The organism is Streptomyces sp. NBC_01352 (assembly GCF_036237295.1).
In the GTDB taxonomy this organism is placed as follows: Bacteria; Actinomycetota; Actinomycetes; order Streptomycetales; family Streptomycetaceae; genus Streptomyces; species Streptomyces plumbiresistens.
Map to the genome: position 1 here is coordinate 6,044,512 of NZ_CP108354.1, position 22,630 is coordinate 6,067,141.

The window sequence follows — 22,630 nt, forward strand, 5'->3', positions numbered from 1 at the left end:
AGTGGCCGTCCGCGCCTACCGTGAACAGTGACGACTCCGTTGCGTACGGTGACTGTCCGGGCGTTGTCCGGTGGTGTCCGGGCTGTCCGGAACGGTCGTACGGGTAGGGGGCGTTGAGGTGTGGCGGTACGACGGAGAGGTGCGGAATGTCCGTGGATGGCGAAGTGCGGCGGCTCAAGAGCGAGGCGGACGAGCCGGGGTGGGAGGTGGACCCGGACGACGACTGGGGCGTGGCAGTCGTCGCGACTGTCGGCCGACAGCTGAAGCTGCGACGCGAGGCGGTGGGGATGCGGGCCGCGCATTTCGGGGAGGCCGTCGGATACGGCGAGGACATGATCTACAAGATCGAGAGCGGTAAGCGGATTCCCCAACCCGAATATCTGGACAGGGCCGACGAAGTGCTGGGGGCGGGTGGGCTACTCGCCGCGATGAAGGAGGACGTGAAGAGGGTCCGGTACCCGAAGAAGGTACGGGACCTGGCACAGATGGAGGCCAGGGCAGTCGAGCTCGGCGTGTATGTGTGCCACAGCATCAGCGGGCTGTTGCAGACGGCGGCACATGCGAGGGTTGCGTTCGAGTCGCGGCAGCCTCCGTACTCGGAGGACGAGGTGGAGCGGATGGTGGCCGCTCGGGTGGCCCGGCAGTCCATCTTCGAGAGGCGACCTGCGCCCTCGCTCAGTTTCGTATTGGAGGAGGCCCCGCTACGGCGGCCCCTCGGAGGCACAATGGTGTGGCGACAGCAGCTCGAACGCCTGTTGGAGGTGGGCCGGTTGCGCAACGTCACGCTTCAGGTGATGCCGACGCACTGCGAAGTCCACCCCGGACTGGACGGCAAGATCGAGTTGCTGAAATTCGAGGACGGCACGGCGGTGGGGCGCGCCGAAGGCGCATTCAACGGTCGGCCGAGCTCCGACCCGAGGCAGCTCCGCATCCTTGAGTTGCGGTATGGCACCATCCGGGCGCAGGCTCTCCCGCCACGGGAGTCGCTGGCCTTCATCGAGCAACTGCTGGGAGACACATGAACCGCAAGGCCCCCGCCGGCGACGCCTCTGACCTGGCGTGGTTCAAGAGCAGCTACAGCGACGGCAACGAGGGCGACTCCTGCGTCGAGATCGCCCCCACCCCCGACACGATTCACGTCCGCGACTCCAAGAACGTCGAAGGCCCTCGGCTTACCGTCACTCCGTCCGCGTGGGCCGACTTCGTGACGTACGCGTCCGAGAGCTGACTTCGGTGCCTGCTGCTTCAGCAGGAGGCGGATCATTTGGCAGCGGTGCGCAGTTCGGAAAAGCCGGAGGTCAGTTTTCCCCCTTGCGCCAGCTCTTCGTCGGCTGGCCGTTCTCGTCCCATTCCCGGATGGAGAGCAGCGCCCCGTTGTCCTCGGAAAATGTCCGCTCGGAGGCGAGCACGCCGTTCTGATGCCACCTTTTCGCGACCCCGACGGCTCGTCCCTTACGCACCGTCACTTCGGACTCGAGCGTTCCGTCTTTGTACCATTCCCAACTCGGGCCATCTGGCAGTCCATCGACGTAGGATTCCAGGCTGACGCGTGCACTGCCCAGATATTCCTCGACTTCGCCCGTGAACGGCTGACCTCGATACAGCAACCGCTGTTCCAGGTCCATGTCGACCTCAGGGTCGTCGATATTGATGCGCTCTGTCTCGGCCATTAGGGAATCCAGTTTTCATCAGTCGGCGTACCGGTGAACCTGCCGTGAAGGCTGTCCACCCCATCCAGCATAAGGTCGCAGTTGGCGCAGAAGGCTGCCGGGCGCCCCGGCAACTCGGTCCTCATGTGGTCAAAATAGGGAAATTCCATTGCGGCACGGAGTTCGGCCAGCGCCTCCGCACCGTCTGGAAGCCCTAGTTTCGCCCGCTCCCAGAGCAGGCTGTTAACAGCTTTGACCTCGGCATGCCTGAGCGGCTCGTCGGGGGCAGGCGTGGGGTCAGGAAGGTTCTCGTACCTGTCGGCAATCGTCGGGTGGACATTTTCAATCAGGTCCTCAGGCCTCCCGTTGATTGCCTCGACTATCTTCCCCGTCCGTAGGTCCATGACCTGACCAGCACAGGGACCCACCTTCCTCCTCGACAACGTGCCAAGTTCCTTGGCTTCCCTGAACGCGGCGCCGCGCTGGAAGGAAAGGTCCTTGAGGAAGTGCTCAAAGTTACGACCGTCCACATGAGTGATCAGACCGTCTGTATTTCGCTGCACTCGACTCTCAGGTATCTGTCCCAGAACATTTTCGCCTTGGCTGGGGGCTGGTAGTGGCTCGTCCCCGAGCTGAATGGGTTCTGCGTCCCGTCGAGCGGTATCGTCCGCCACCGAGCCCCTGGGATCACGCACATCCCGTTCAATGTGCGGCTCGACATGGGGCTCGTGGCCGTGCAGCGAGCCTCCCTCTCCAGGATGGCCACTTGTGTGGTCACTGCGAGCGTGGTCTCCAGGGCCATTGCGACCATCGCCATGGCCGCCCATGTCGGATCCGCCGTGGTTGCTGGCCGTATGACCGTGCTGCTCGCTGCCGGTTCCGTCGCCATGACTGCCCGCCTGGCCGTTCGGGGTCTCGTGGCTGGCGGTCGGCCCGGTACCGAGGTCGTCTGCTCGGCCGCCCGGGAGATGGTCCGCCGTGCCGCCGGGGACGTGGCCGACTGCGCTTCCGCCCGGCAGGTCGCCCACGTATCCGCCGGGCACTCCGTCGCCTCCGGCGTGCACTGTCGGGACGCTGTCTCCACCTGCGTGAACCGCAGCGTTGTCGCCTACGCGGCCGACGTCGCCGAGGTTGTTGCCCGCGCTATTGCCCAGGCGGATGTGCTGGCCTGCCTGTTCAGCGGTGTGAGCGCCTGCGCCCACCAGCGCCGGTTCCTTGGGCGGGGAGTCCACGCGGGGCACGTCCGCGTCTTCAGCCGGGGTGCCGGAGGCGGGCTTGTCGACGACGTCGGTCGGCGCGTTGTCGACGTTGTCGATCACGTTGCCGTGCTGGTCGAGGAGGTTGCCGTCGCCGTCCATGTAGTGGGCGGGGGAGCCGTCCACGCTGGGGAGCTTTGTCGTGCCCGGGGGGAGGGCCAGGGTGTCGTGCGGGAGTTTGATGTTGCCGTCGGGGAGCCGGGTCGCGCCGTCCGGGATCGTGGCGCCCTCGGGGAGGTTCACCGTGCCGTCGGGGAGCTTGACCGCGCCCTCGGGGAGGGTGATGGCGTTGTCCGGGAGGGTGGGGATGTCGATGTTGCCGACGCCCTTGAGCGCCGCGCTGATGTCGCCGATCTTCGACAGGCCTGCGCCGGCGCCCTTGGCGATGTAGGTCATCGGGTCGATGACCCGGGCCGTCTTCCCGGCTGCCGACAGGACCTTGGCGGCCGCGCCCGCCTTGCCGGCGCCCGATACGCCTGCGCCGGCGCCACCGGTGAAGACGGTGGTCAGGACGTTGAAGGTGACCGCTCCGGCCGCGCGGGCGGGGTTCTTGCCCCACTCGTCCCACGCCAGCAGGGCCTTGCCGGTCTCCTTCATCGCGGTGCGTGAATCACGCAGCCAGGCGGGGAGTTTGTCGTCTGGCAGCCCCCAGAACAGCACCTGCGCGCCCGGCATCATGCTGATGGTCAGGCCGGTGGCGAGCTGCGCGAGGCCCTTCCATGCCTGGCCCATCGCGTCCCAGCCGCCGAAGCCGACCAGGGTGCCGAGGCCCTTGAGGGTGCCCCAGACGCCGTCGATGATCAGGCCGTCCCAGACGAACGACTTCACCCAGTGGCCTACCTCGTACCAGTGGTGCTTCTCCTCGACCGGGTCGCCCCAGGGCACCTTGGCGTTCTTCATGTCGTCGGCCGCGAAGCCGTACTGGTCCTTGCGGTCCGAGCCGTCCCCGGCGACCATCTGCGTGCCGCCCCACAACGCGGTGATCTTGTTGTGTGCGGTTCGCTCGGCTGCCCAGAACGCCGCCACCGTCGCGGTGATCTCGTCGCGGAGCTGGTTGTGCTCCTCGATCTTGTTCTCGTCGTACTCCCACTCGTCGTCGTCCTTGACGGACGAGACGAACGTCGTCGCGTCCGTCTTCAGCTGCTTCAGCTTGTCGACGAGGGGGCGGATCTCGGTGGCGTACGAGGACAGGGCGGACGACACGGTTTCGAGGTCGTCGGCGAAGGTGTCCGCGCGGTCCTGGACCGGCTTCGTCGTCGCGAAGAGCTGCTCCGCCTCGGGGGCCGTGTAGTACGCCGACAGGCCCTGGAACCGGGAGTGGACGTCCCCGCCGGTCTTACGGACATGCCCCGCGTCCTTCCTCAGGTCCGCGTGGTCGATCTCCAGCTGGTCCAGGTTGCCCGTGTACTGCGGTATCTCCCCCGGCTTGAGCACGCCGCCCCACGCCCCCCACTGCTCCCACACGTCACCGGCCCGATCATCTGTATCAATCGGCGCGTTGCATCCGCAATGCGGTTCTGGCCAAAGGTCGGGGTGCTGATCGGGGGCCGCTCGCTTCTGGCACCCTCCCATTGCCGGGCCGCGTTGATGACGGACCGTCGCTTCTCTGCGGCAGGATGTGAACGCGCAGGTCGGTGATGGGTGGAGCGGGACGGAACCGCCCGTCGCCGGGTGTGGCCCGGGGCCCTTGGACCTGCCCGGTCCGTCGGCGGCGCTGGTGCGGCCGGGCAGGATGCGCGGCACCGTCCTGCGAGCGGTACCTTCATCGTCACGCCGATGAGGAGAGTCAACGTGAGTAAGTTCGTGCGGCCCGCGGCCGAGGGCGCTGACCCCTTCGGGACCGCCCGTCTCAGGCGAGGCGTGCTCGACGCCTGGGCCACCAGTCCCGCTCGCTTCCGCGAGGACGCAAACGCCGAGGAAGATCTGGTTCTCGGCGGGTATCGGGACCGGCTCGTCGTGGAGCTCGCTCAGAATGCCGCTGATGCGGCGGCGCGGGCGGGAGTGCCCGGGCGGTTGCGGCTCACCCTTCGTGGTGGGGTCCTCGTCGCCGCCAACACCGGCGCCCCGCTGGACGCCGCCGGCGTCGAATCGCTCTCCACGCTCCGAGCCTCCGCCAAGCGCGACACGCCCTCCATCGGCCGTTTCGGTGTCGGGTTCGCCGCCGTTCTGTCCGTCACCGACGAGCCCGCGGTCGTCGGGCGGCACGGCGGTGTCCGGTGGTCCCTCGTCGAGGCCCGGGAGCTGGCCGCTGACATCGCCCGGCACAGCCCGGGGCTGGGGGACGAGATCCGTCGGCGTGACGGGCATGTGCCGCTGTTGCGGCTCCCGTTCGCCGCCGAGGGCACCGCGCCCGACCCGTACGACACCGCCGTCATCCTGCCCCTGCGCGACCCGGCCGCCGCCGACCTCGCCGGACGGCTGCTGGCCGCCGTGGACGACGCCCTGCTCCTCGCCCTCCCGGGGCTGGAGGAGGTCGTCATCGAGGTCGACGAGGACGACCCGCGGACGCTGCGGCGCCGGACGGACGGCGACTTCACCGTCGTAGAGGACTCGCGGGACGGTACGACCCGGTGGCGTACGGCCGTCGCGCACGGGGCGCTCACGCCCGACCTGCTCGCCGACCGGCCCGTCGAGGAACGGCTGCGGCCGCACTGGTCGGTCACCTGGGCCGTGCCGGTCGACGAGGACGGCACGCCTGCCCGGCCCCGCACCACCCCCTTCGTGCACGCACCCACCCCCAGCGACGAGCCCCTCGGCGTCCCCGCCCTGCTCATCGCGTCCCTCCCGCTGGACACCACCCGCCGGCACGCGGCCCCCGGCCCGCTGACCGACTTCCTCGTGCAGCGCGCGGCCGACGCGTACGCCGGACTCCTCGCCGACTGGCGCCCGGTGACCGCCGGCATCATCGACCTCGTGCCCGGCCCGCTGGGCAAGGGCGAGCTGGACGGGGCGCTGCGGCAGGCGATCCTGGAGCGGCTGCCGCGGACCTCCTTCCTGCCGCCGGCGGCAGAGCCCTCAGCGGAGTCCTCGGCAGAGTCCCCAGAGGACGAAGACCTGCCCGAGTCCCTCCGTCCCCGCGACGCCGAGATCGTCGAAGGCGCCGGTTCGGAGACCGTCCAGGTGCTCGCCGAGGTGCTGCCCACGCTCCTTCCCGCCGGCCTTGAACGGCGCGTGGAGCTGCGGACGTTGGGGGTCGCCCGGGTCCCGCTGACCGACGCCGTGGACCGGCTGGCGGGGCTGGAGAAGGAGCCGGAGTGGTGGCGGCGGCTGTACGACAGCCTCGCCGGGGTCGATCCGGACCGGCTGTCCGGGCTGCCCGTGCCGCTCGCCGACGGGCGGACCACCATCGGGCCCCGGCAGGTGCTGCTGCCCACTGCCGACGCCACCCGGATCGACCCCGAGGTCCTCGCCCGGCTCGGCCTCAAGGTCGCCCACCCGGACGCCGCGCACCCCCTGCTGGAGAAGCTTGGCGCCCTCCCGGCCACCGCCCGGGCCGTCCTCACGACCCCGCAGGTCAGGGCCGCCGTGGCCGCCTCCCTCGACGACGAGGGCGCGCTGGACTGGGAGCAGGACGCGCCCGACGCCGAGGAGCTGGCCGACACCGTTCTCGCGCTGGTCCGGGACGCGGGCCTGGAACCCGGCGACGAACCCTGGCTCGGCGCCCTCGCGCTGCCCGACGAGGACGGGGAACTGACCCCGGCGGGCGAACTCGTCCTGCCCGGCAGTCCCTTCCACCAGGTCATGCGCGAGGACGAGCTGGCCTGCGTCGACCCCGAACTGGCCGACAGGTGGGGCGAGCAGCCGCTGGCCGCGTGTGGCGTCCTCGCCAACTTCGCGCTGGTCCGTGCCACCGATGTCGTCCTCGACCCGGACGAACTGGAGCCCCGCGACAGCGACTTCGCCGAGCCGGACGACGTCGGCCTGCTCGACGCCGTCGACGTGTGGTGCGAGGACATCCTCGACCGCTTCCCGGACACCCCCGTACCGCCCGTCGCCACCGAGCTGGTCGCCGTCCGCGACCTGGACCTGGTGGACGACGACAAGTGGCCCCAGGCTCTCGCCCTGTTGGCGAAACCACCGCTGCGTGACGCGATCACCCAGCAGGTGCGCATGCTGCTGCCCGACGGCACGCACGAGGCCGTACGGCCTTACACCGCGTGGTGGCTGCGCGGGCACCCGGTGCTCGACGGCCGCCGCCCCGCCGGCCTGCTGGCCGCCGGCGGTGACCCGCTCCTGCGGGGGCTGTACGACGAGGCCGACGCGACCGGGTTCGACGACGAGCAGGTGCTGCGGGCGCTGGGCGTACGGACGTCCGTGGCCGCGCTGCTCGACGAGCCGGGCGGCGCCGCGGAGCTGCTGGACCGGCTCGCCGACCCGGACCGGGACGTCACCGGCGCCCAACTGCACGCCCTGTACAGCGCGTTGGCCGATCTGGACCCCGAGCAGGTGACCCTGCCGGACGAGCTGCGGGCCGTCGTCGACGGGCGGGTCGAGGTGGTGGACGCGGCCGAGGCCGTGGTCGTCGACTCACCCGACCTGCTGCCCTTCACCGAGGGCGTCCCGCTGCTGCCCGTACGGCCCGCCCGGGCCGCCGAGCTGGCCGAGCTGTTCCAGGTGCGGCGGCTGAGCGAGTCCGTCACCGGAGGAGTCGACTCCGAGGGCACCGAACACGACGTACCAGAGTCGGTGCGGCTGCTGCTGGGGGCGCGGACCCCTTCGACGTACGTCGAGCACGAGGAACTCTTCGTCGACGGCGTGGAGATCGACTGGCGGCTGACGAACGACGGCACCCTGCACGCCGCGACCCTGGAGGGCGTCGCCGCGGGCCTCGCCTGGGCGGCGGGGCAGTGGCCCCGGCGGTTCGAGGTGGCGGCGTTGATGGAGGATCCGTCGCGGACGGGGGAGTTGGCGCGGGACCGCTGGTTCGACTGATGCGGTGACATGACAGCGGTGACATGACGGAAGTGACATGACGGAAGTGACATGACGGAAGTGACATGACAGCAGGGGTCGTTCTGCCGGACGGCCCCTGCTCCTTAACTCGTCAGGAAATCTCCATTAACTCGTACAACCATTCACACCCGTCGTGGATCTCATCGCATGAGCCAACAGGCTCCATCATCACTTGGGCCCCGTGCGACGACGAGCCGTAGGGAACGACCACTGCCGGGGCCCCTTTCTCCACGTGGGGAACACATGCGCATTCGTGCCACCGTGGCCGCCGTCACCGGCGCCCTGGCCCTGTCCGCCCTCGTAGTACCGGCCGCGCAGGCCGACAGCTCGTCGCCCAGCAAGGACGAGGTCCGCAAGTCCGTCCAGGCCGCGCAGTCGGCCGCCGGCAGGAGCGCCTTCGCCGCCGCCGACACGGGCACGCCGTACGCGCTCGACCTGTCCTTCTCCGGCGTGAAGGTCAACAACGGCAAGCCGATCGTCGTCGGCACCGCTGCCCAGGTGACCGTGCCGGTGACGTACAAGGTCACGCACGCGGCGGACATCGACCTCAACGCCGCCGACTTCCTGCTGGACGTGGAGATCTACCGCGGCGCCTCCTACGCGACCCCGGACGTCCTGCTCTACGGGGACGAGTGGCCGACCTGCACGCTGACCTCGGCGACCACGTCCAACTGCAAGGGCACCATCGACATCTACCCGGAGTTCGAGCTGATCAACTCGGACGCCACCAGCTGGAAGGTCGGCGGCTACGCCATCGACGTCAACGACCAGGATCTGAACTCCGACGACGTCGACTGGAGCAAGGTCGGTTACGTCGAGCAGGACGGGCTGGGCACCACCAGGCTCCAGCGCCTGTCCAAGCTGACGGTCAACGCCTCGCCGGAGCCGGTCGTGAAGGGCAAGACCATCACGGTCACGGGCAAGCTGTCCCGCGCCAACTGGGAGACCCACAAGTACGCGGGTTACGCGTCCCAGTACGTGAAGCTGCAGTTCCGCAAGAAGGGCACCACGACCTACACCACGGTGAAGACCATCAAGACGAACTCCACGGGCAACCTGAGCACGACGGTCAAGGCGGCCTCCGACGGCTACTTCCGTTACAGCTTCGCGGGTACTGCCTCCACCCCGGCGGTCAGCGCCGCGGGTGACTTCGTCGACGTGAAGTAGTCGACGTGAAGTAGTCGACGTGAAGTAAGCGCGCCACGCGAGCGAGGGCCGGTCCGGGAGCCACCCGGAGCCGGCCCTCGCTCCGTTTCTCCGCACTTCGCAAGGAGTTGGTATCCCGTACACAAAATCGGGATCCGTCCGTACAACCCACCCCACCGGTCGCGAATCTGATCACGTGAGTCAACAGACTCCTAGATCACTTCTCCCCCTGGGGAACGCACATGCGCATTCGTGCCACCGTGGCCGCCGTCACCGGCGCCCTGGCTCTCTCCGCTCTCGTCGTGCCGGCCGCGCAGGCCGCCGACGCCTCGTCGTCCTACCGTACGGACGCCACGAAGGCCTTCACCGCGGCGCACGCCGCCGGCTCCGGCAACACCGCGTTCAGCACCACCGCCGACCCGACGCCGCTGGACGCCACCTTCTCGAATCTCAAGATCGCGGCCGCGGTCAAGGTCGGGACGACCAACAAGGTCGCCACCACGGTCACCTACACGATGACCCACGGCGCGGACGTCGACATCACCTCCGACGACTTCGCCACCGGCCCGTACATCTACAAGGGTTCGTACGACAACCCGAGCAACATCCTGTTCGGCGACGAACCGGCGACCTGCACCGCGACCTCGTCGACCACCGCCAGCTGCAAGGGCGACATCGACATCTACCCGGCCGACGGCGACCTGGTGAACACCGACGCCGGCACCTGGTCGGCCGGCGCGCTGGCCCTCACCTACAGCAACTCGGGCTACGCCGACCAGGGCGGCCTCGGCACCACCAAGGTCCAGCGCTACTCCAAGCTGACGGTGAACGCCGGTCCCGAGCCCGTCTACAAGGGGAAGACCATCACCTCCACGGGCAAGCTGTCCCGCGCCAACTGGGAGGACGGCCACTACCACGGCTACACCAACCAGCCCGTCAAGCTCCAGTTCCGCAAGGCGGGCACGAGCACGTACACCACGGTCAAGACGGTGTACTCGGACTCGTACGGCAACCTGAAGGCCACCGCCACCGCCGCCTACGACGGCTACTGGCGCTTCAGCTTCGCGGGCACCACGACGACTCCGGCGGTCAGCGCCACCGGTGACTACGTCGACGTGAGGTAACTGGACAGCAAAGCAGTGATCGAGCAGTGATCACCGCCGGTCCCGGGTCCGCCCGGGGCCGGTCACCTCTCGGTTGGCCGCTCGTCAACTCCCGTTCATTTGCGGTGAGTTGGGCCAAAAAATCCGCCTCGTACGTACAACCCTTCACATCGGTCGTGGATCTCCTCACATGAGTCAACAGACTCCACCATCACTTTGGATCCCGAGCCGATGACGAGCCGTGCGGAACGACCGGCGCCGGGATCCTCACTCCATGTGGGGAATGCATGCGCATACGAGCCACCGTGGCCGCCGTTTCCGGCGCCCTGGCCCTCTCCGCCCTCGCCGTTCCGGCCGCTCAGGCCGATGCTCAGGGCACCGTGAACCTCGACCGGCCGAGCGCCGCCGAGCGCTTCGGTATCTCCTCGGCCAAGTCCGGGTTCAACGCCCAGGCCCTGCCCGTCGTGTCCAACGTGACGGTCAACTCCGGCAAGGCACTGGTCTTCGGCACCACGACCGTCCGCACCTTCACCGTGTCCCTGACCGCCAGCCACCCCAGTGGCATCCAGGACGCCTACATCGACCTCTGGCACGGCACGAACGCCGAGAGCGACGTCGACGGCTACCTCCCGCCGAACGAGGAAGTCGCCGACTGCACGGCGACCAGCGCCACGACGTCGAACTGCAAGCTCACCATCACGGCCGCACCCGGTCTGAACGGCGACGCGGTCGGGGACCTGTACGCGAACGCGCTGGCCGGCACCTGGCACGTCTCCGCGTACGTCTGGTCCAACGATGGCGAGGTCTACGAGAACGACTTCTACAAGGCCCACAAGGTCCAGCGGCAGTCGAAGCTGACGGTCAACGCCGCGCCGGAGCCGGTCGTCAAGGGCAAGGCCATCACGGTCACCGGCAACCTGAGCCGCGCCGACTGGCAGACCGGCAAGTACGTCGGCCTCAGCGGCCAGTCGGTGGGGCTGCAGTTCCGCAAGGCGGGCACCACCACCTACACGAGCGTGAAGGGCATCAAGTCCACCACGGGCGGCGCCCTGAAGACCACGGTCACGGCGTCCACCGACGGCTACCACCGCTTCAGCTACGCGGGCATCTCCAGCACCGCCGCGGTCAGCGCCACGGGTGACTACGTCGACGTCCGCTAGATAGCCGCTACGCGGGAAAGCGGCGGTCGACCCATCTCCACGTGAGCTCGAGGGCGACCGCCGCCACCGCCGCGATGCCGACCGCGATCCACGGCATCGTCATCCCGACCAGCTTCAGCGCGAAGAACTCCTGCAGCCACGGCACCACCAGCACCAGTACGAACCCGGCACCCATCGTCGCCACCAGCGCGAGGCGCCACCAGGTGTAGGGGCGGGCGATGATCGCCAGCACCCACATCGCGACCAGGAACAGCGTCAGCGTCGCGGCACTGGTCTCCGCGTCCAGCGCGCCACTGCCCGTGTAGTGGTGCCGGGCGATCAGATACGTCGCGAAGGTCGACGTCGCGGCCACCACCCCGCCCGGGATCGAGTACCGCATCACCCGCCGTACGAAGTTCGGCCTCGCCCGTTCCTTGTTGGGCGCGAGGGCGAGGAAGAAGGCCGGCACGCCGATGGTGAGGGTGGACAGCAGGGTCAGGTGGCGGGGCAGGAAGGGGTACTCGACCTGCCAGCACACCACCATGATCGCCAGCAGGACGGAGTAGACCGTCTTCACGAGGAAGAGCGTCGCGACCCTTGTGATGTTGCCGATGACCCGCCGGCCCTCCGCGACCACCGAGGGCAGCGTCGCGAAGCTGTTGTTGAGCAGCACGATCTGCGCGACCGCCCGGGTGGCCTCCGACCCCGAGCCCATCGCCACACCGATGTCGGCGTCCTTCAGGGCCAGGACGTCGTTCACGCCGTCGCCGGTCATCGCGACCGTGTGCCCGTGCGACTGCAGGGCGCCCACCATGTCCCGCTTCTGCTGCGGGGTGACCCGCCCGAACACCGTGCCGTCGTCGAGGGCCGTGGCCATCCCGTCCCGGTCGGTGGGGAGCCGACGGGCGTCGATCGTGGTTCCGGTCAGCCCGAGCTTGCTCGCCACCGCGCCCACCGACACCGCGTTGTCCCCGGAGATGACCTTGGCGCGGACGTCCTGTTCGGCGAAGTAGCGCAGGGTGTCGGCCGCGTCGGGCCGCAGCCGCTGCTCCAGTACGACGAGGGCGGCGGGCTTGGCTCCTCGCGCGGGTTCGGGATCGTCCAGGTCACGGGCTGCCCGGGCCAGGAGCAGCACCCGCAGCCCCTGCTCGTTGAGCCGCTCGGTCTCGGCGAGGGCGGGGTCGTCGTCGGCGAGGAGCACGTCCGGGGCGCCGAGCAGCCATGTACTGGACTCCCCGTTCCCCTCGCTGAAGGAGGCGCCGCTGTACTTGCGGGCGGAGGAGAACGGCAGGGACTCGGTGCAGCGCCAGTCCTCGCCGTCCGGGTAGGCGTCGATGATCGCCTGGAGGGAGGCGTTGGGGCGCGGGTCGGACTCGCCGAGGGCGCCGAGGACCTTCTCCACGTACGACGCGTCGCTGCCGTTGAGTGCGCGCACCTCGGTGACGTCCATGCCGCCCTCGGTGAGGGTGCCCGTCTTGTCGAGGCAGACCGTGTCGACGCGGGCGAGGCCCTCGATGGCGGGGAGTTCCTGCACCAGGCACTGTTTCCGGCCGAGCCGGATGACGCCGATGGCGAAGGCGACGGAGGTGAGCAGGACGAGGCCCTCCGGGACCATCGGGACGATGCCGCCGACGGTCCGCGCGATGGAGTCCTTGAGGTCGTTGTCCTTGACGACCAACTGGCTGATGATCAGGCCGATCGCGGTCGGGACCATCATCCACGTCACGTACTTGAGGATCGTGGAGATGCCGGAACGCAGCTCGGAGTGGACGAGGGTGAACCGGGAGGCCTCCTCGGCGAGCTGGACGGCGTAGGCCTCGCGGCCGACCTTGGTCGCCTTGAAGGCGCCGCCGCCGGCCACCACGAAGCTCCCGGACATGACCTGGTCCCCCGGCCGTTTCACGACCGGGTCGGCTTCCCCCGTGAGCAGCGACTCGTCGATCTCCAGCCCGTCGGCCTCGACGCACACCCCGTCGACCACGGCCTTGTCGCCGGGGCCGATCTCTATCAGGTCGTCCAGCACGATGTCGCTGGTGGCCACCTCGGAGGCGGTCCCGTCCCGGCGTACGGTCGGCCGGGCCTCCCCGATCACGGCCAGCGAGTCCAGGGTCTTCTTCGCCCGCCACTCCTGGATGATGCCGATGCCCGTGTTGGCGAGGATCACGAACCCGAACAGGCTGTCCTGGATCGGCGCGACGAACAGCATGATCACCCAGAGCACGCCGATGATCGCGTTGAACCGGGTGAAGACGTTCGCACGGACGATCTCGACGGTGGACCGGCTGCTGCGCACCGGCACGTCGTTGACCTGGCCCCGCGCGACCCGCTCCGCGACTTCGGCGGCGGTGAGACCGGTCACCGCGATGTCCGGGACCGTCGTCGCCCGCGCAGGATCGAGTTCGGCGGCGCCCGCGTCGATGTGCGTCATGCATTCGACGGTACGTGCGGATTTACGGCTTCACCCGCGGAGTGAGTGAAAGATCCGACCTGGGGAGGAGGGGGACGGGGTTGAGTGATGCCGTGGTACTAGGGGTGCCGGCCCCTCAACGCACGGCGCGGGACGCCCTCGCCGGCTGCTGCCAGATGTGTCCCGCCCCCGCCGCCCCTACCCGTCCCATCCCCCAGGGGCGCCGCCCCTTCACCCCCGCCCCAGGGGGCTCCGCCCCCTGGCCCCCCGGACCCTTTGCCCACCCACCACCCGACTCGGTCGGACGAGAAGTGGCCCTTGATCACCCGACTCGGTGGGGCGGGAAGCGATCCTCGACCGCCTGGCTCGGTTGGGCGGGTGGGGGTCCTTGACGACCTGGCTCGGTGGGGCGGGTGGTGGTCCTTGACCGTCTGGCTCGGTTGGGTGGGAGGTGGTCTTTGACGATCTGGCTCGGTTGGCGGGAAGCGATCCTCGACCACCCGACTCGGTGGGGCGGGTGGTGGTCCTTGACCGTCTGGCTCGGTTGGGTGGGAGGTGGTCTTTGACGACCTGGCTCGGTTGGCGGGAAGCGATCCTCGACCACCCGTCTCGGTCTGGCGGCGGGGGGCCTCTGCCTGCCGTCTCAGTCGGACGAGAAGTGGCCCTCGACCTGCCGTCTCGGCTGGCGTGAAGTAGCCCTCGACCTTCGCCTCTCGGCCAACCGAGTCGGGTGGTGGGTGGGCATGGGCCGGGGGTCTGGGGGTGGAGCCCCCAGTAGGGGGTCGCGGCCTCGCCGGGTTTTTACTCTGCGGGCGGTGCCTCGATCCCCGTCGCCCTCTTGATCGCCGCGTCCCGCTTGCGGACGTACCAGATGCCGATCAGGCCCAGGCCCGCCCCGGCCAGGCATGTCCAGACCCACCAGGTGTGGCCGTGGTCGTCGAACCAGCCGTAGAAGGGGAGCTGTACCAGGAAGAGGGCGAACCAGAGGATCGTGCCGCCGATGATGGTGGGGACGATGGGGCCCTCCAGGGGCTCCGGCGCCTCGTGCTTCGGGGTCCACTTCTCCATGGGGGACAGCTTACGAGGCGATCAGGTCTACGCGCGGAGATGGCGTCGATCGGGTCATATGTTCATACTGAAACTGATTTTTTCCGGCCAGTTTCGGCCACTTCTCTTCGTACGAAACACCAAGGTTCACGCATGCCCACCTCGGCCCCCGCCAAGGCCCCCGCGCCCCAGCCACCGGGCGGTACGCCCGCCCACGGCGCCCTCGACCGCCACTTCCGGATCTCCGAGCGGGGCAGCACGCTGTCCCGGGAGATCCGGGGCGGTTTCGCCACCTTCTTCGCGATGGCCTACATCATCGTGCTGAACCCGATCATCCTCGGCAGCGCGAAGGACATGTACGGGCACCAGCTCGACAACGGACAGCTGGTCACGGCGACGGCGCTGACGGCCGCGTTCACCACCCTCCTCATGGGCGTCATCGGCAACGTCCCGATCGCCCTCGCCGCCGGCCTCGGCGTGAACTCGGTCGTCGCCCTCCAGCTCGCACCCCGGATGTCCTGGCCGGACGCGATGGGCATGGTCGTCCTCGCCGGCTTCATCGTGATGCTCCTCGTGGCCACCGGCCTGCGCGAGCGCGTGATGAACGCCGTGCCCTACGGCCTCCGCAAGGCCATCTCCATCGGCATCGGCCTGTTCATCATGCTGATCGGCCTCGTCGACTCCGGCTTCGTCTCCCGCATCCCGGACGTCGCCCAGACCACCGTCCCCCTCCAGCTCGGCGGCGACGGTCACCTCAACGGCTGGCCGGTACTCGTCTTCGTCCTCGGCACGCTGCTGACCCTGGCCCTCATCGTCCGCAAGGTCTCCGGCGCGATCCTCATCTCGATCGTCACGATGACCGTCCTCGCGGTGATCATCAACGCGGTCGCGGACGTTCCCTCCTGGGGTCTGACCACACCCACGTGGCCCGGCAACCCCGTCGCCACCCCCGACTTCGGCCTGATCGGCGAGGTCAGCCTCTTCGGCGGCTTCGCGAAGGTCGGCGTACTGACCGGCGTCCTCTTCGTCTTCACCGTGCTGCTGTCGTGCTTCTTCGACGCGATGGGCACGATCATGGGCGTCAGCGACGAGGCCAAGCTGACCGACGCCCAGGGTCAGATGCCCGGCATCAACAAGGTCCTGTTCGTCGACGGTCTCGCCGTCGCCGCCGGCGGCGCCAGTTCCTCCTCCGCCACCACCGCCTTCGTGGAATCCACGGCCGGCGTCGGCGAGGGGGCACGGACCGGCTTCGCGAACGTCGTCACCGGCGGTCTCTTCACCGTGGCGCTCTTCCTCACGCCCATCGCCACGATGGTGCCCTCCCAGGCGGCCACCCCGGCCCTGCTCGCGGTCGGATTCCTGATCCTGGCCGGCTCGGTCAAGGAGATCGACTGGGCCGACCACACCATCGCCATCCCGGCCTTCATCACCATGGTGATGATGCCGTTCACCTACTCGATCACCAACGGCATCGGCATGGGCTTCATCACCTTCGTGGTGCTGCGTCTGGCAGCGGGCCGCGCCAAGGAGATCCCGGCCGCGATGTACGTCGTGGCGGCGGTGTTCAGCTTCTACTACCTGATGCCGGCGCTGGGTCTGACGTGATCACCGGGGGCCGTGTGACCCATCCGGTTCACGGCACCCCGTAGAACTTTTCCGTCTCCTCGACGGCGGACTGGAACCGCTCGTCGAAGTCGTCGCGAACGAGCGTCCTGACCACATAGTCCTGGACGCTCATTCCCCTCTTGGCCGCATGGTCCCGGAGCCGCTCGAGCAGCTCCCCGTCTATCCGCAGGCTGAGCACGCTGGTCCCCATGAACACGAGGGTCGCCGGGCCGGACGGCGCGGAGTTCACTTTCCGCTGCCGGTTCACTCGTACGGGTGGGGATCGGGTTTCAGTGGTGGGTCTCACGGGAATCTGTGCGCGCGCCAGCTTGTTTAGCGAGAGTAATGAGTTACCCTAAAGACATGCCGGACCTTACCCATGGCGACGACGCTGCCGCCGTGAACTCCCTGCGCTCCGCCGTCATGCGGCTGTCCCGTCGGCTCAAGCACCAACGGGTCGACGAGTCGCTGAGCCCGACCGAGATGTCGGTGCTCGGCACTCTGTCCCTGTGCGGCAAGGCCACCCCGGGCGAACTCGCCCGCAAGGAGCACGTCCAGCCGCCGTCGATGACCCGCATCGTGGCGCTGCTGGAGGCCAAGGGCCTGGTCCGTCTGGAGCCGCACCCCGAGGACCGGCGCCAGAAGGTCGTCACGAAGACCGAGCAGGCCGAGGCGATGCTCGAGGAGAGCCGCCGCAAGCGCAACGCCTTCCTGGCCACCCTGGTCGACGGCCTGAGCGAGGACGAGTGGGCGAAGATCCGCGCCGCCGCCCCCGTACTGGAGAAGCTGGCACACCTGTAAGCAGCGTTCACAAGGAGGCGACCTTTTGAGTTCGGGACCCGGAGCAGACTCCGCCCCCGCACCGACCACCCACGACTCCCCGCCCACCCCCAAGCGCTCGTCCATGTTCAGCTCGCTGAAGGTCAGGAACTACCGCCTGTTCTTCGCCGGCCAGGTCGTGTCCAACATCGGCACCTGGACGCAGCGCATCGCCCAGGACTGGCTGGTCCTCAGCCTCACCGGCTCCGCGACCGCCGTCGGTGTCACGACGGCCCTGCAGTTCCTGCCGATGCTGCTCTTCGGCCTCTACGGCGGCGTCCTCGTCGACCGCCTGCCCAGGCGGCCCACGCTGCTCTTCACGCAGTCCTCGATGGCCCTCACCGGCATCGCGCTCGCCGTCCTCACCCTCTCCGGCCATGTCCAGGTCTGGCACGTCTACCTCGCCGCCTTCGCCGTCGGTCTCGCGACCGTCGTCGACAACCCGGCCCGCCAGTCCTTCGTCTCCGAGATGGTCGGCCCGGACCAGCTGCAGAACGCGGTCAGCCTCAACTCCGCGAACTTCCAGTCGGCCCGCCTCGTCGGGCCCGCCGTCGCCGGCCTGATGATCACCGGCGTCGGCACCGGCTGGGCGTTCCTCGCCAACGGCCTGTCCTTCATCGCGCCCCTCGCGGGCCTGCTGCTGATGCGGGGACGTGAGCTGCACGTCGTCGAACGCGCCCCGCGCGCCAAGGGCCAGTTGCGGGAGGGCCTGCAGTACGTCGCCGGGCGCCCGGACCTGATCTGGACCATCGTCCTGGTCGGGTTCGTCAGCACCTTCGGCTTCAACTTCCCCGTCTACCTCTCGGCCTTCGCCGACGACGTCTTCCACGCGGGCGCGGGTTCCTACAGCCTCTTCAACATACTGATGGCGGTCGGCTCCCTCGCGGGCGCCCTGCTCGCCGCCCGGCGCGGCACGGCCCGGATGCGCGTGCTGGTCGCGGGAGCGGTGGCCTTCGGCGTGATGGAGATCGTGGCCTCGATAGCGCCCTCCCTGTGGCTGTTCGCCCTGCTCATGGCTCCGATCGGCATGTGCGGCATGACGGTCAACGTCACCGCCAACAGCAGCGTCCAGATGAGCACCGATCCGGCCATGCGGGGCCGGGTGATGGCCCTCTACATGATGGTGTTCATGGGCGGCGCCCCGATCGGCGCGCCGATCGCCGGCTGGATCACCGACGCGTACGGCGTCCGGGCGGGCCTCGCCGCGGGCGGCGTGGTCTCGGCCGCCGCGGCCCTGACGATCGGCCTGGTCCTGGCCCGCGTCGGCAATCTGCGCCTGTCGATCGGCTGGAACCGCGGCCATCCGCACGTCCGGTTCGTCCCGCGCGAGCGGGAGCAGCTGGCCGCGGCGGCGTGAAGGGAGCCACCGCTCCACAGCCACTACTCCACAGCCACCGTTCGTCCGGTCCGGAGGGGCTACACCCTCCGGACCAGCAGCTGTCCCGGCCAGTTGTTCTCCCCGACCGTGAAGGCCTCGGTACGGGTGAAGCCGTTGCTCTCGTAATAGCGCACGAGCTTGCCGTCGTCTCCGGCGTAGCAGTCCACCCGCAGCAGTGAGACGCCCGCCCGCCGGGTCTCCTCGACGGCGTGCGCGAGGAGCGCGCTGCCCACGCCGTGCCCCTTGAAGCGGCGGTCGGAGGCGAGCCAGTGGATGTACCGCTCGGGCTCGCCGGGCTGTGGGAGGTGGGACAGATAGGCGCCGGCCGAGTCGGTGAGGGTGAGCGTGGCGGCCGGCACGCCACCGACCTCGGCGATGAACACGTCACCCTCGTCCATGTACCGGGCAACCGACTCCACGGTCTTCGGGCTCTCCGACAGCGGCTTCGTCCCCCACTGTCCGGTGCGCCCCTGCGAGACCAGCCACTCCACACTGCTGTCGAGCATGTGGAGTATCGCGGGGATGTCCTCGGGCCCGCCCTCCCTGATCCTGATGATCTCCATGGAGGCACCCTAGTCTGACGTCCATGAGACTCTTCGCCGCCGTGCTGCCGCCCGAGGACGCGGTCGCCGAACTCGCCGCCCGGATCGCCGAGTTGCGAGCCCTGCCCGGTGCGGACGCCCTGCGCTGGACCGGCCGTCCCGGCTGGCACTTCACGCTCGCCTTCTACGGCGAGGTGGAGGAGGACGTGATCCCCGACCTGTCGGCGAGGCTGGAGCGGGCCGCCCACCGCACCGCCCCCTTCCCGCTGGCTCTGCGCGGCGGGGGCCAGTTCGGCAAGGGGCGTGCGCTGTGGGCGGGCGCGGAGGGCGACCTGCCCGCGCTGCGGCTGCTGGCCGACCGGGCCGAGGCGGCGGCGCGCAAGGCGGGTGTGGCGATGGGGGAGCACCGCCGGTACAAGGCCCACCTGACGGTGGCCCGCAGCCGGGACGACATCGACGTACGGCCCTGCCTGGAGGCCCTGAAGTCCTTCGCCGGCCGCACCTGGACGGTGGACGAGCTGACGCTGGTCCGCAGCAACCTGCCGAAGTCGGGAGTGCCGGGCGAGCAGCCGCGTTACGAGACGGTCGCCCGCTGGCCGCTCGGCGCGGCCGGTTAGGCTCGAAGGCGTGGACCCGAAAACCCGGAACCGGATCATGGCCGGTGCGCTCGTGCTGATGTTCTTCGTCGTGGCGGTGGCGGCGGCGGTCGGAAGGTAGAACCGACCGCCGCCCCTTGCCGGGCTCCGCTGCCCCCTACCGGGCGAAGCCTTCGGCGACCTACCAGGCGAAGGCCTCCGGCGACGGACCCGATCCCGGGAAGATCTCGTCCAGCCCGGTCAGCAGGTCCTCGCCGAGTTCCAGCTCGACCGCGCGCAGGGCGGACTCGAGCTGCTCCGCGGTGCGCGGGCCGACGATCGGGCCGGTCACGCCGGGCCGGGTGAGCAGCCAGGCCAGTGCGGCCTCGCCGGGCTCGATCCCGTGCTTGTCGAGCAGATCCTCGTACGACTGGATCTGCGCGCGTGCGGCCGGGTTCGCGAGCGTGTCCGCGGCCCGCCCGGAGGCACGCCGGCCGCCCTTGACCTCCTTCTTGATCACGCCGCCGAGCAGGCCGCCCTGGAGCGGCGACCAGGGGATGACGCCGACGCCGTAGTCCTGCGCGGCCGGGATGACCTCCATCTCCGCGCGGCGTTCGGCGAGGTTGTACAGGCACTGCTCGCTGACGAGGCCGATGGTGCCGGAGCGCCGGGCGGCGATCTCGTTGGCCTGGGCGATCTTGTATCCGGGGAAGTTGGAGGAGCCGACGTAAAGGATCTTCCCCTGCTGCACGAGCACGTCGATGGCCTGCCAGATCTCCTCGAAGGGAGTGGCGCGGTCGATGTGGTGGAACTGGTAGACGTCGATGTAGTCGGTCTGCAGCCGCTTGAGGCTGGCGTCCACCGACCGCCGGATGTTGAGGGCGGAGAGCTTGTCGTGGTTGGGCCAGGCGGCGACGCCGTCGCCCGCCATGTTCCCGTACATCTTGGTGGCCAGGACGACCTTCTCGCGCCGGCCGTCGCCCTTGGCGAACCAGTTCCCGATGATCTCCTCGGTACGGCCCTTGTTGTCACCCCAGCCGTACACGTTCGCCGTGTCGAAGAAGTTGATGCCCGCGTCCAGTGCCGCGTCCATGATCGCGTGACTGTCCGCCTCATCGGTCTGCGGACCGAAGTTCATGGTGCCGAGCACCAGTCGGCTGACCTTGAGTCCCGTGCGTCCGAGCTGCGTGTACTTCATGACTGCCAAGCCAACGGCCTGGAGTGCGCTCTATGCAAGCAGCCTTGACGCTAACTGGAAGTTAGTGCTTTCCTTCGGGAAGTATCAACTTGAACTTTCAAGGTCTGGAGCATCGTGACCCCCACCACGCCCGCGCGCCGCATCCTCGTCGCCGCACTCGCCGCCGGTGCCCTGCTGGGAACCGCCGTCGTACCCGCCGTCGCCGCCCCGTCCGCCCACCACTCGGTGCGCTACGGCGAGGGGGCACGGCTCGACTACCAGAAGGCCGTTGCCGTACGTGTCCTCAAGGGCGTGTTCGAGCAGGGCGACACCGGGGTCGTCGACCGGTTCGTACGGCCGGACTACATCCAGCACAACCCGCTCGCGCCCGACGGCGCCGAGACGTTGAAGAACCTGGGAGTGGGGCTGCACCAGCAGTTCCCGGACGCCGCGTACGACGTCAAGCGGGTCATCTCCGAGGGCGACCTCGTCCTCGTGCACTCCAACGTCGTGCTGACGCCGGGGAGTCGGGGCTCGGCCGTCTTCGACATCTTCCGCTTCCAGGACGGGAAGATCGCCGAGCACTGGGACACCGCGCAGAACGTGCCGGAGACCACGGCCAACGGCAACGACATGTTCTCGACGGTGAGTCGGCCGCAGACGGCGGCGCCGGGGCCGCGGTGGCTGACCGCGTACAACAAGAAGCTGGTGACCAAGGCCTTCGACCAGCTCATCGTGCAGAAGGACGTGTCGGCGCTCGACACGTACTGGGGCCCCGAGTACCACCAGCACAACCCGAACATCGCGGACGGCGTGGCGGGCGCGAAGGCCGGGCTCGGCGGGTACTTCGAGGCGTTCCCGCAGCTGTCCGTCTCGCCGAAGCGGATCATCGCCGAGGGCGACCTGGTCGCGGTCCACAGCCACTACGTGAACGCGCCGGGCGAACGCGGCCAGGCGGTCGTGGACCTCTTCCGGGTGCGGAACGGGAAGATCGTCGAGCACTGGGACGTACTCCAGGACGTGCCGGCCACGTCGGCGAACGACAACACGATGTTCTAGAGCGGGCCGCCCCTCTGCTGCCCCCTCTGCCGCCCCTTTGCCGTGCTTCAGCCGTCGTACGGCTCCGCGATGCCCCACGCCTGGTGCATCGCGTCCGCGAAGGCCGCCGCGATCCTGTGCTCGCCGCTCGCGTTGGGATGCGTGCCGTCGTAGGTGTCCGTGTGGATGTCGTACGACCTGGGCGGCGACGCCAGCAACAGGGGCGAGCGGGGCTCGTCCAGGTCGGCCACCGTCTTCGCCAGCAGGTCGTTGAAGAGGGCGACCCGCTCGGCGAAGCCGGGGTCCGACTCGGCGAGCGCGTTCGGCACGACCGGGAGGACGACCATGCGGACGCGCGGGTTGGCCGTGCGGGCCTCGATGACGAAGCGGCGGGCGTTCTCGGCCGTCTGTGCCGGGTCGGTGTAGAAGCCCAGGTCGATCAGGCCGAGCGCGACCAGGAGGACGTCCGCCCGGTGTTCCCGTACCGCCCCGCCGATCAGCGGGGCCATGTGCAGCCAGCCCTCGCCCCAGCCCGCGAGGTGCGCGCGCGGGAAGTCGGGGTCGGCGTACGCGTGGGACGTCGGGGCGTCGGTCGCCTTGTCGTACAGCGTCTCGCGCGGGCCGACGAGGGCGAACGGGCCGCCGTACGTCGCGCGCAGATGCTGCCACAGCCGGTAGCGCCAGGTGTGTTCGCCGGCACTGCCGATGGTCTGGGAATCGCCGACGGGCATGAACCTGAGCATCCGCTCATGATGAACGATCAACGGGCCGGCCGGAGTGTGAGGACCGCCACCCG

Annotated in this window: 19 protein-coding genes; 11 read left to right on the forward strand and 8 right to left on the reverse strand. The window is 69.2% G+C overall.

Features of this window, described 5'->3' with window-relative positions:
- Positions 1–146 precede the first annotated feature (146 nt).
- Positions 147–1,022 (forward strand): helix-turn-helix domain-containing protein, encoded by an 876-nt coding sequence (locus tag OG252_RS28255; RefSeq protein WP_329339596.1) that lies wholly within the window; start codon positions 147–149, stop codon positions 1,020–1,022.
- Positions 1,019–1,228, forward strand: coding sequence for a DUF397 domain-containing protein (locus OG252_RS28260; RefSeq protein WP_329339598.1), 210 nt, complete (start codon positions 1,019–1,021; stop codon positions 1,226–1,228). Before OG252_RS28255 ends, OG252_RS28260 begins: the two co-directional genes overlap by 4 nt.
- Before the next feature lie 70 nt (positions 1,229–1,298).
- Here the strand turns inward: OG252_RS28260 and OG252_RS28265 are convergent, their stop codons facing one another.
- Positions 1,299–1,670, reverse strand: a complete 372-nt coding sequence (locus OG252_RS28265) for a toxin-antitoxin system YwqK family antitoxin (RefSeq protein WP_329339600.1) — start codon at positions 1,668–1,670, stop codon at positions 1,299–1,301.
- Positions 1,670–4,339: a YwqJ-related putative deaminase gene (locus OG252_RS28270; protein ID WP_329345210.1), complete on the reverse strand. Its 2,670-nt coding sequence runs from the start codon at positions 4,337–4,339 to the stop codon at positions 1,670–1,672. The genes OG252_RS28265 and OG252_RS28270 overlap by 1 nt, the downstream gene beginning before the upstream one ends.
- A 357-nt stretch (positions 4,340–4,696) precedes the next feature.
- Between OG252_RS28270 and OG252_RS28275 the strand changes: the two genes are divergently transcribed.
- From OG252_RS28275 to OG252_RS28290, 4 genes are all read left to right on the forward strand, one after another.
- Positions 4,697–7,837, forward strand: coding sequence for a sacsin N-terminal ATP-binding-like domain-containing protein (locus tag OG252_RS28275; RefSeq protein WP_329339604.1), 3,141 nt, complete (start codon positions 4,697–4,699; stop codon positions 7,835–7,837).
- A 264-nt stretch (positions 7,838–8,101) separates the two neighbouring features.
- Complete coding sequence (locus tag OG252_RS28280) at positions 8,102–9,025, forward strand: hypothetical protein (RefSeq protein ID WP_266437688.1); 924 nt, start codon at positions 8,102–8,104, stop codon at positions 9,023–9,025.
- 221 nt (positions 9,026–9,246) lie between these two features.
- Positions 9,247–10,128, forward strand: a complete 882-nt coding sequence (locus OG252_RS28285) for a hypothetical protein (RefSeq protein WP_329339606.1) — start codon at positions 9,247–9,249, stop codon at positions 10,126–10,128.
- A gap of 266 nt (positions 10,129–10,394) precedes the next feature.
- The gene (locus OG252_RS28290; protein ID WP_329339608.1) at positions 10,395–11,267 is read left to right on the forward strand and encodes a calcium-binding protein; all 873 of its coding nucleotides are present in this window, start codon (positions 10,395–10,397) and stop codon (positions 11,265–11,267) included.
- A 7-nt stretch (positions 11,268–11,274) separates the two neighbouring features.
- On the opposite strand, the gene OG252_RS28295 is transcribed toward OG252_RS28290, so the two are convergent.
- Together OG252_RS28295 and OG252_RS28300 are read right to left on the reverse strand one after the other, a co-directional pair.
- Positions 11,275–13,674 (reverse strand): HAD-IC family P-type ATPase, encoded by a 2,400-nt coding sequence (locus tag OG252_RS28295; RefSeq protein ID WP_329339610.1) that lies wholly within the window; start codon positions 13,672–13,674, stop codon positions 11,275–11,277.
- Between the two features lie 780 nt (positions 13,675–14,454).
- Entirely contained in the window at positions 14,455–14,721 is a 267-nt protein-coding gene (locus tag OG252_RS28300) for a DUF2530 domain-containing protein (protein WP_266437699.1), read from the reverse strand.
- A gap of 132 nt (positions 14,722–14,853) precedes the next feature.
- Between OG252_RS28300 and OG252_RS28305 the strand changes: the two genes are divergently transcribed.
- Positions 14,854–16,305: an NCS2 family permease gene (locus OG252_RS28305; RefSeq protein WP_329339613.1), complete on the forward strand. Its 1,452-nt coding sequence runs from the start codon at positions 14,854–14,856 to the stop codon at positions 16,303–16,305.
- A gap of 28 nt (positions 16,306–16,333) precedes the next feature.
- On the opposite strand, the gene OG252_RS28310 is transcribed toward OG252_RS28305, so the two are convergent.
- Positions 16,334–16,522: a ribbon-helix-helix protein, CopG family gene (locus OG252_RS28310; RefSeq protein ID WP_266448357.1), complete on the reverse strand. Its 189-nt coding sequence runs from the start codon at positions 16,520–16,522 to the stop codon at positions 16,334–16,336.
- Between the two features lie 146 nt (positions 16,523–16,668).
- Here OG252_RS28310 and OG252_RS28315 point away from each other — a divergent pair, with 146 nt between their 5' ends.
- Both OG252_RS28315 and OG252_RS28320 read left to right on the forward strand, forming a co-directional pair.
- Positions 16,669–17,106: a MarR family winged helix-turn-helix transcriptional regulator gene (locus OG252_RS28315; protein ID WP_266437704.1), complete on the forward strand. Its 438-nt coding sequence runs from the start codon at positions 16,669–16,671 to the stop codon at positions 17,104–17,106.
- Positions 17,107–17,131: 25 nt separating this feature from the next.
- Positions 17,132–18,481, forward strand: coding sequence for an MFS transporter (locus OG252_RS28320; protein ID WP_266437707.1), 1,350 nt, complete (start codon positions 17,132–17,134; stop codon positions 18,479–18,481).
- Between the two features lie 59 nt (positions 18,482–18,540).
- On the opposite strand, the gene OG252_RS28325 is transcribed toward OG252_RS28320, so the two are convergent.
- Complete coding sequence (locus tag OG252_RS28325) at positions 18,541–19,065, reverse strand: GNAT family N-acetyltransferase (RefSeq protein ID WP_266437709.1); 525 nt, start codon at positions 19,063–19,065, stop codon at positions 18,541–18,543.
- 23 nt (positions 19,066–19,088) lie between these two features.
- Here OG252_RS28325 and thpR point away from each other — a divergent pair, with 23 nt between their 5' ends.
- Entirely contained in the window at positions 19,089–19,661 is a 573-nt protein-coding gene (gene thpR / locus OG252_RS28330) for an RNA 2',3'-cyclic phosphodiesterase (protein WP_266437712.1), read from the forward strand.
- A 160-nt stretch (positions 19,662–19,821) separates the two neighbouring features.
- Here the strand turns inward: thpR and OG252_RS28335 are convergent, their stop codons facing one another.
- Positions 19,822–20,817, reverse strand: a complete 996-nt coding sequence (locus tag OG252_RS28335) for an aldo/keto reductase (protein WP_329339619.1) — start codon at positions 20,815–20,817, stop codon at positions 19,822–19,824.
- A gap of 114 nt (positions 20,818–20,931) precedes the next feature.
- Between OG252_RS28335 and OG252_RS28340 the strand changes: the two genes are divergently transcribed.
- Complete coding sequence (locus OG252_RS28340) at positions 20,932–21,855, forward strand: nuclear transport factor 2 family protein (protein WP_266437717.1); 924 nt, start codon at positions 20,932–20,934, stop codon at positions 21,853–21,855.
- 47 nt (positions 21,856–21,902) lie between these two features.
- Here OG252_RS28340 and OG252_RS28345 read toward each other — a convergent pair whose 3' ends face one another.
- On the reverse strand, positions 21,903–22,577 hold the full coding sequence (locus OG252_RS28345) for an SGNH/GDSL hydrolase family protein (RefSeq protein ID WP_329339621.1): 675 nt from the start codon (positions 22,575–22,577) through the stop codon (positions 21,903–21,905).
- Positions 22,578–22,630 lie beyond the last annotated feature (53 nt).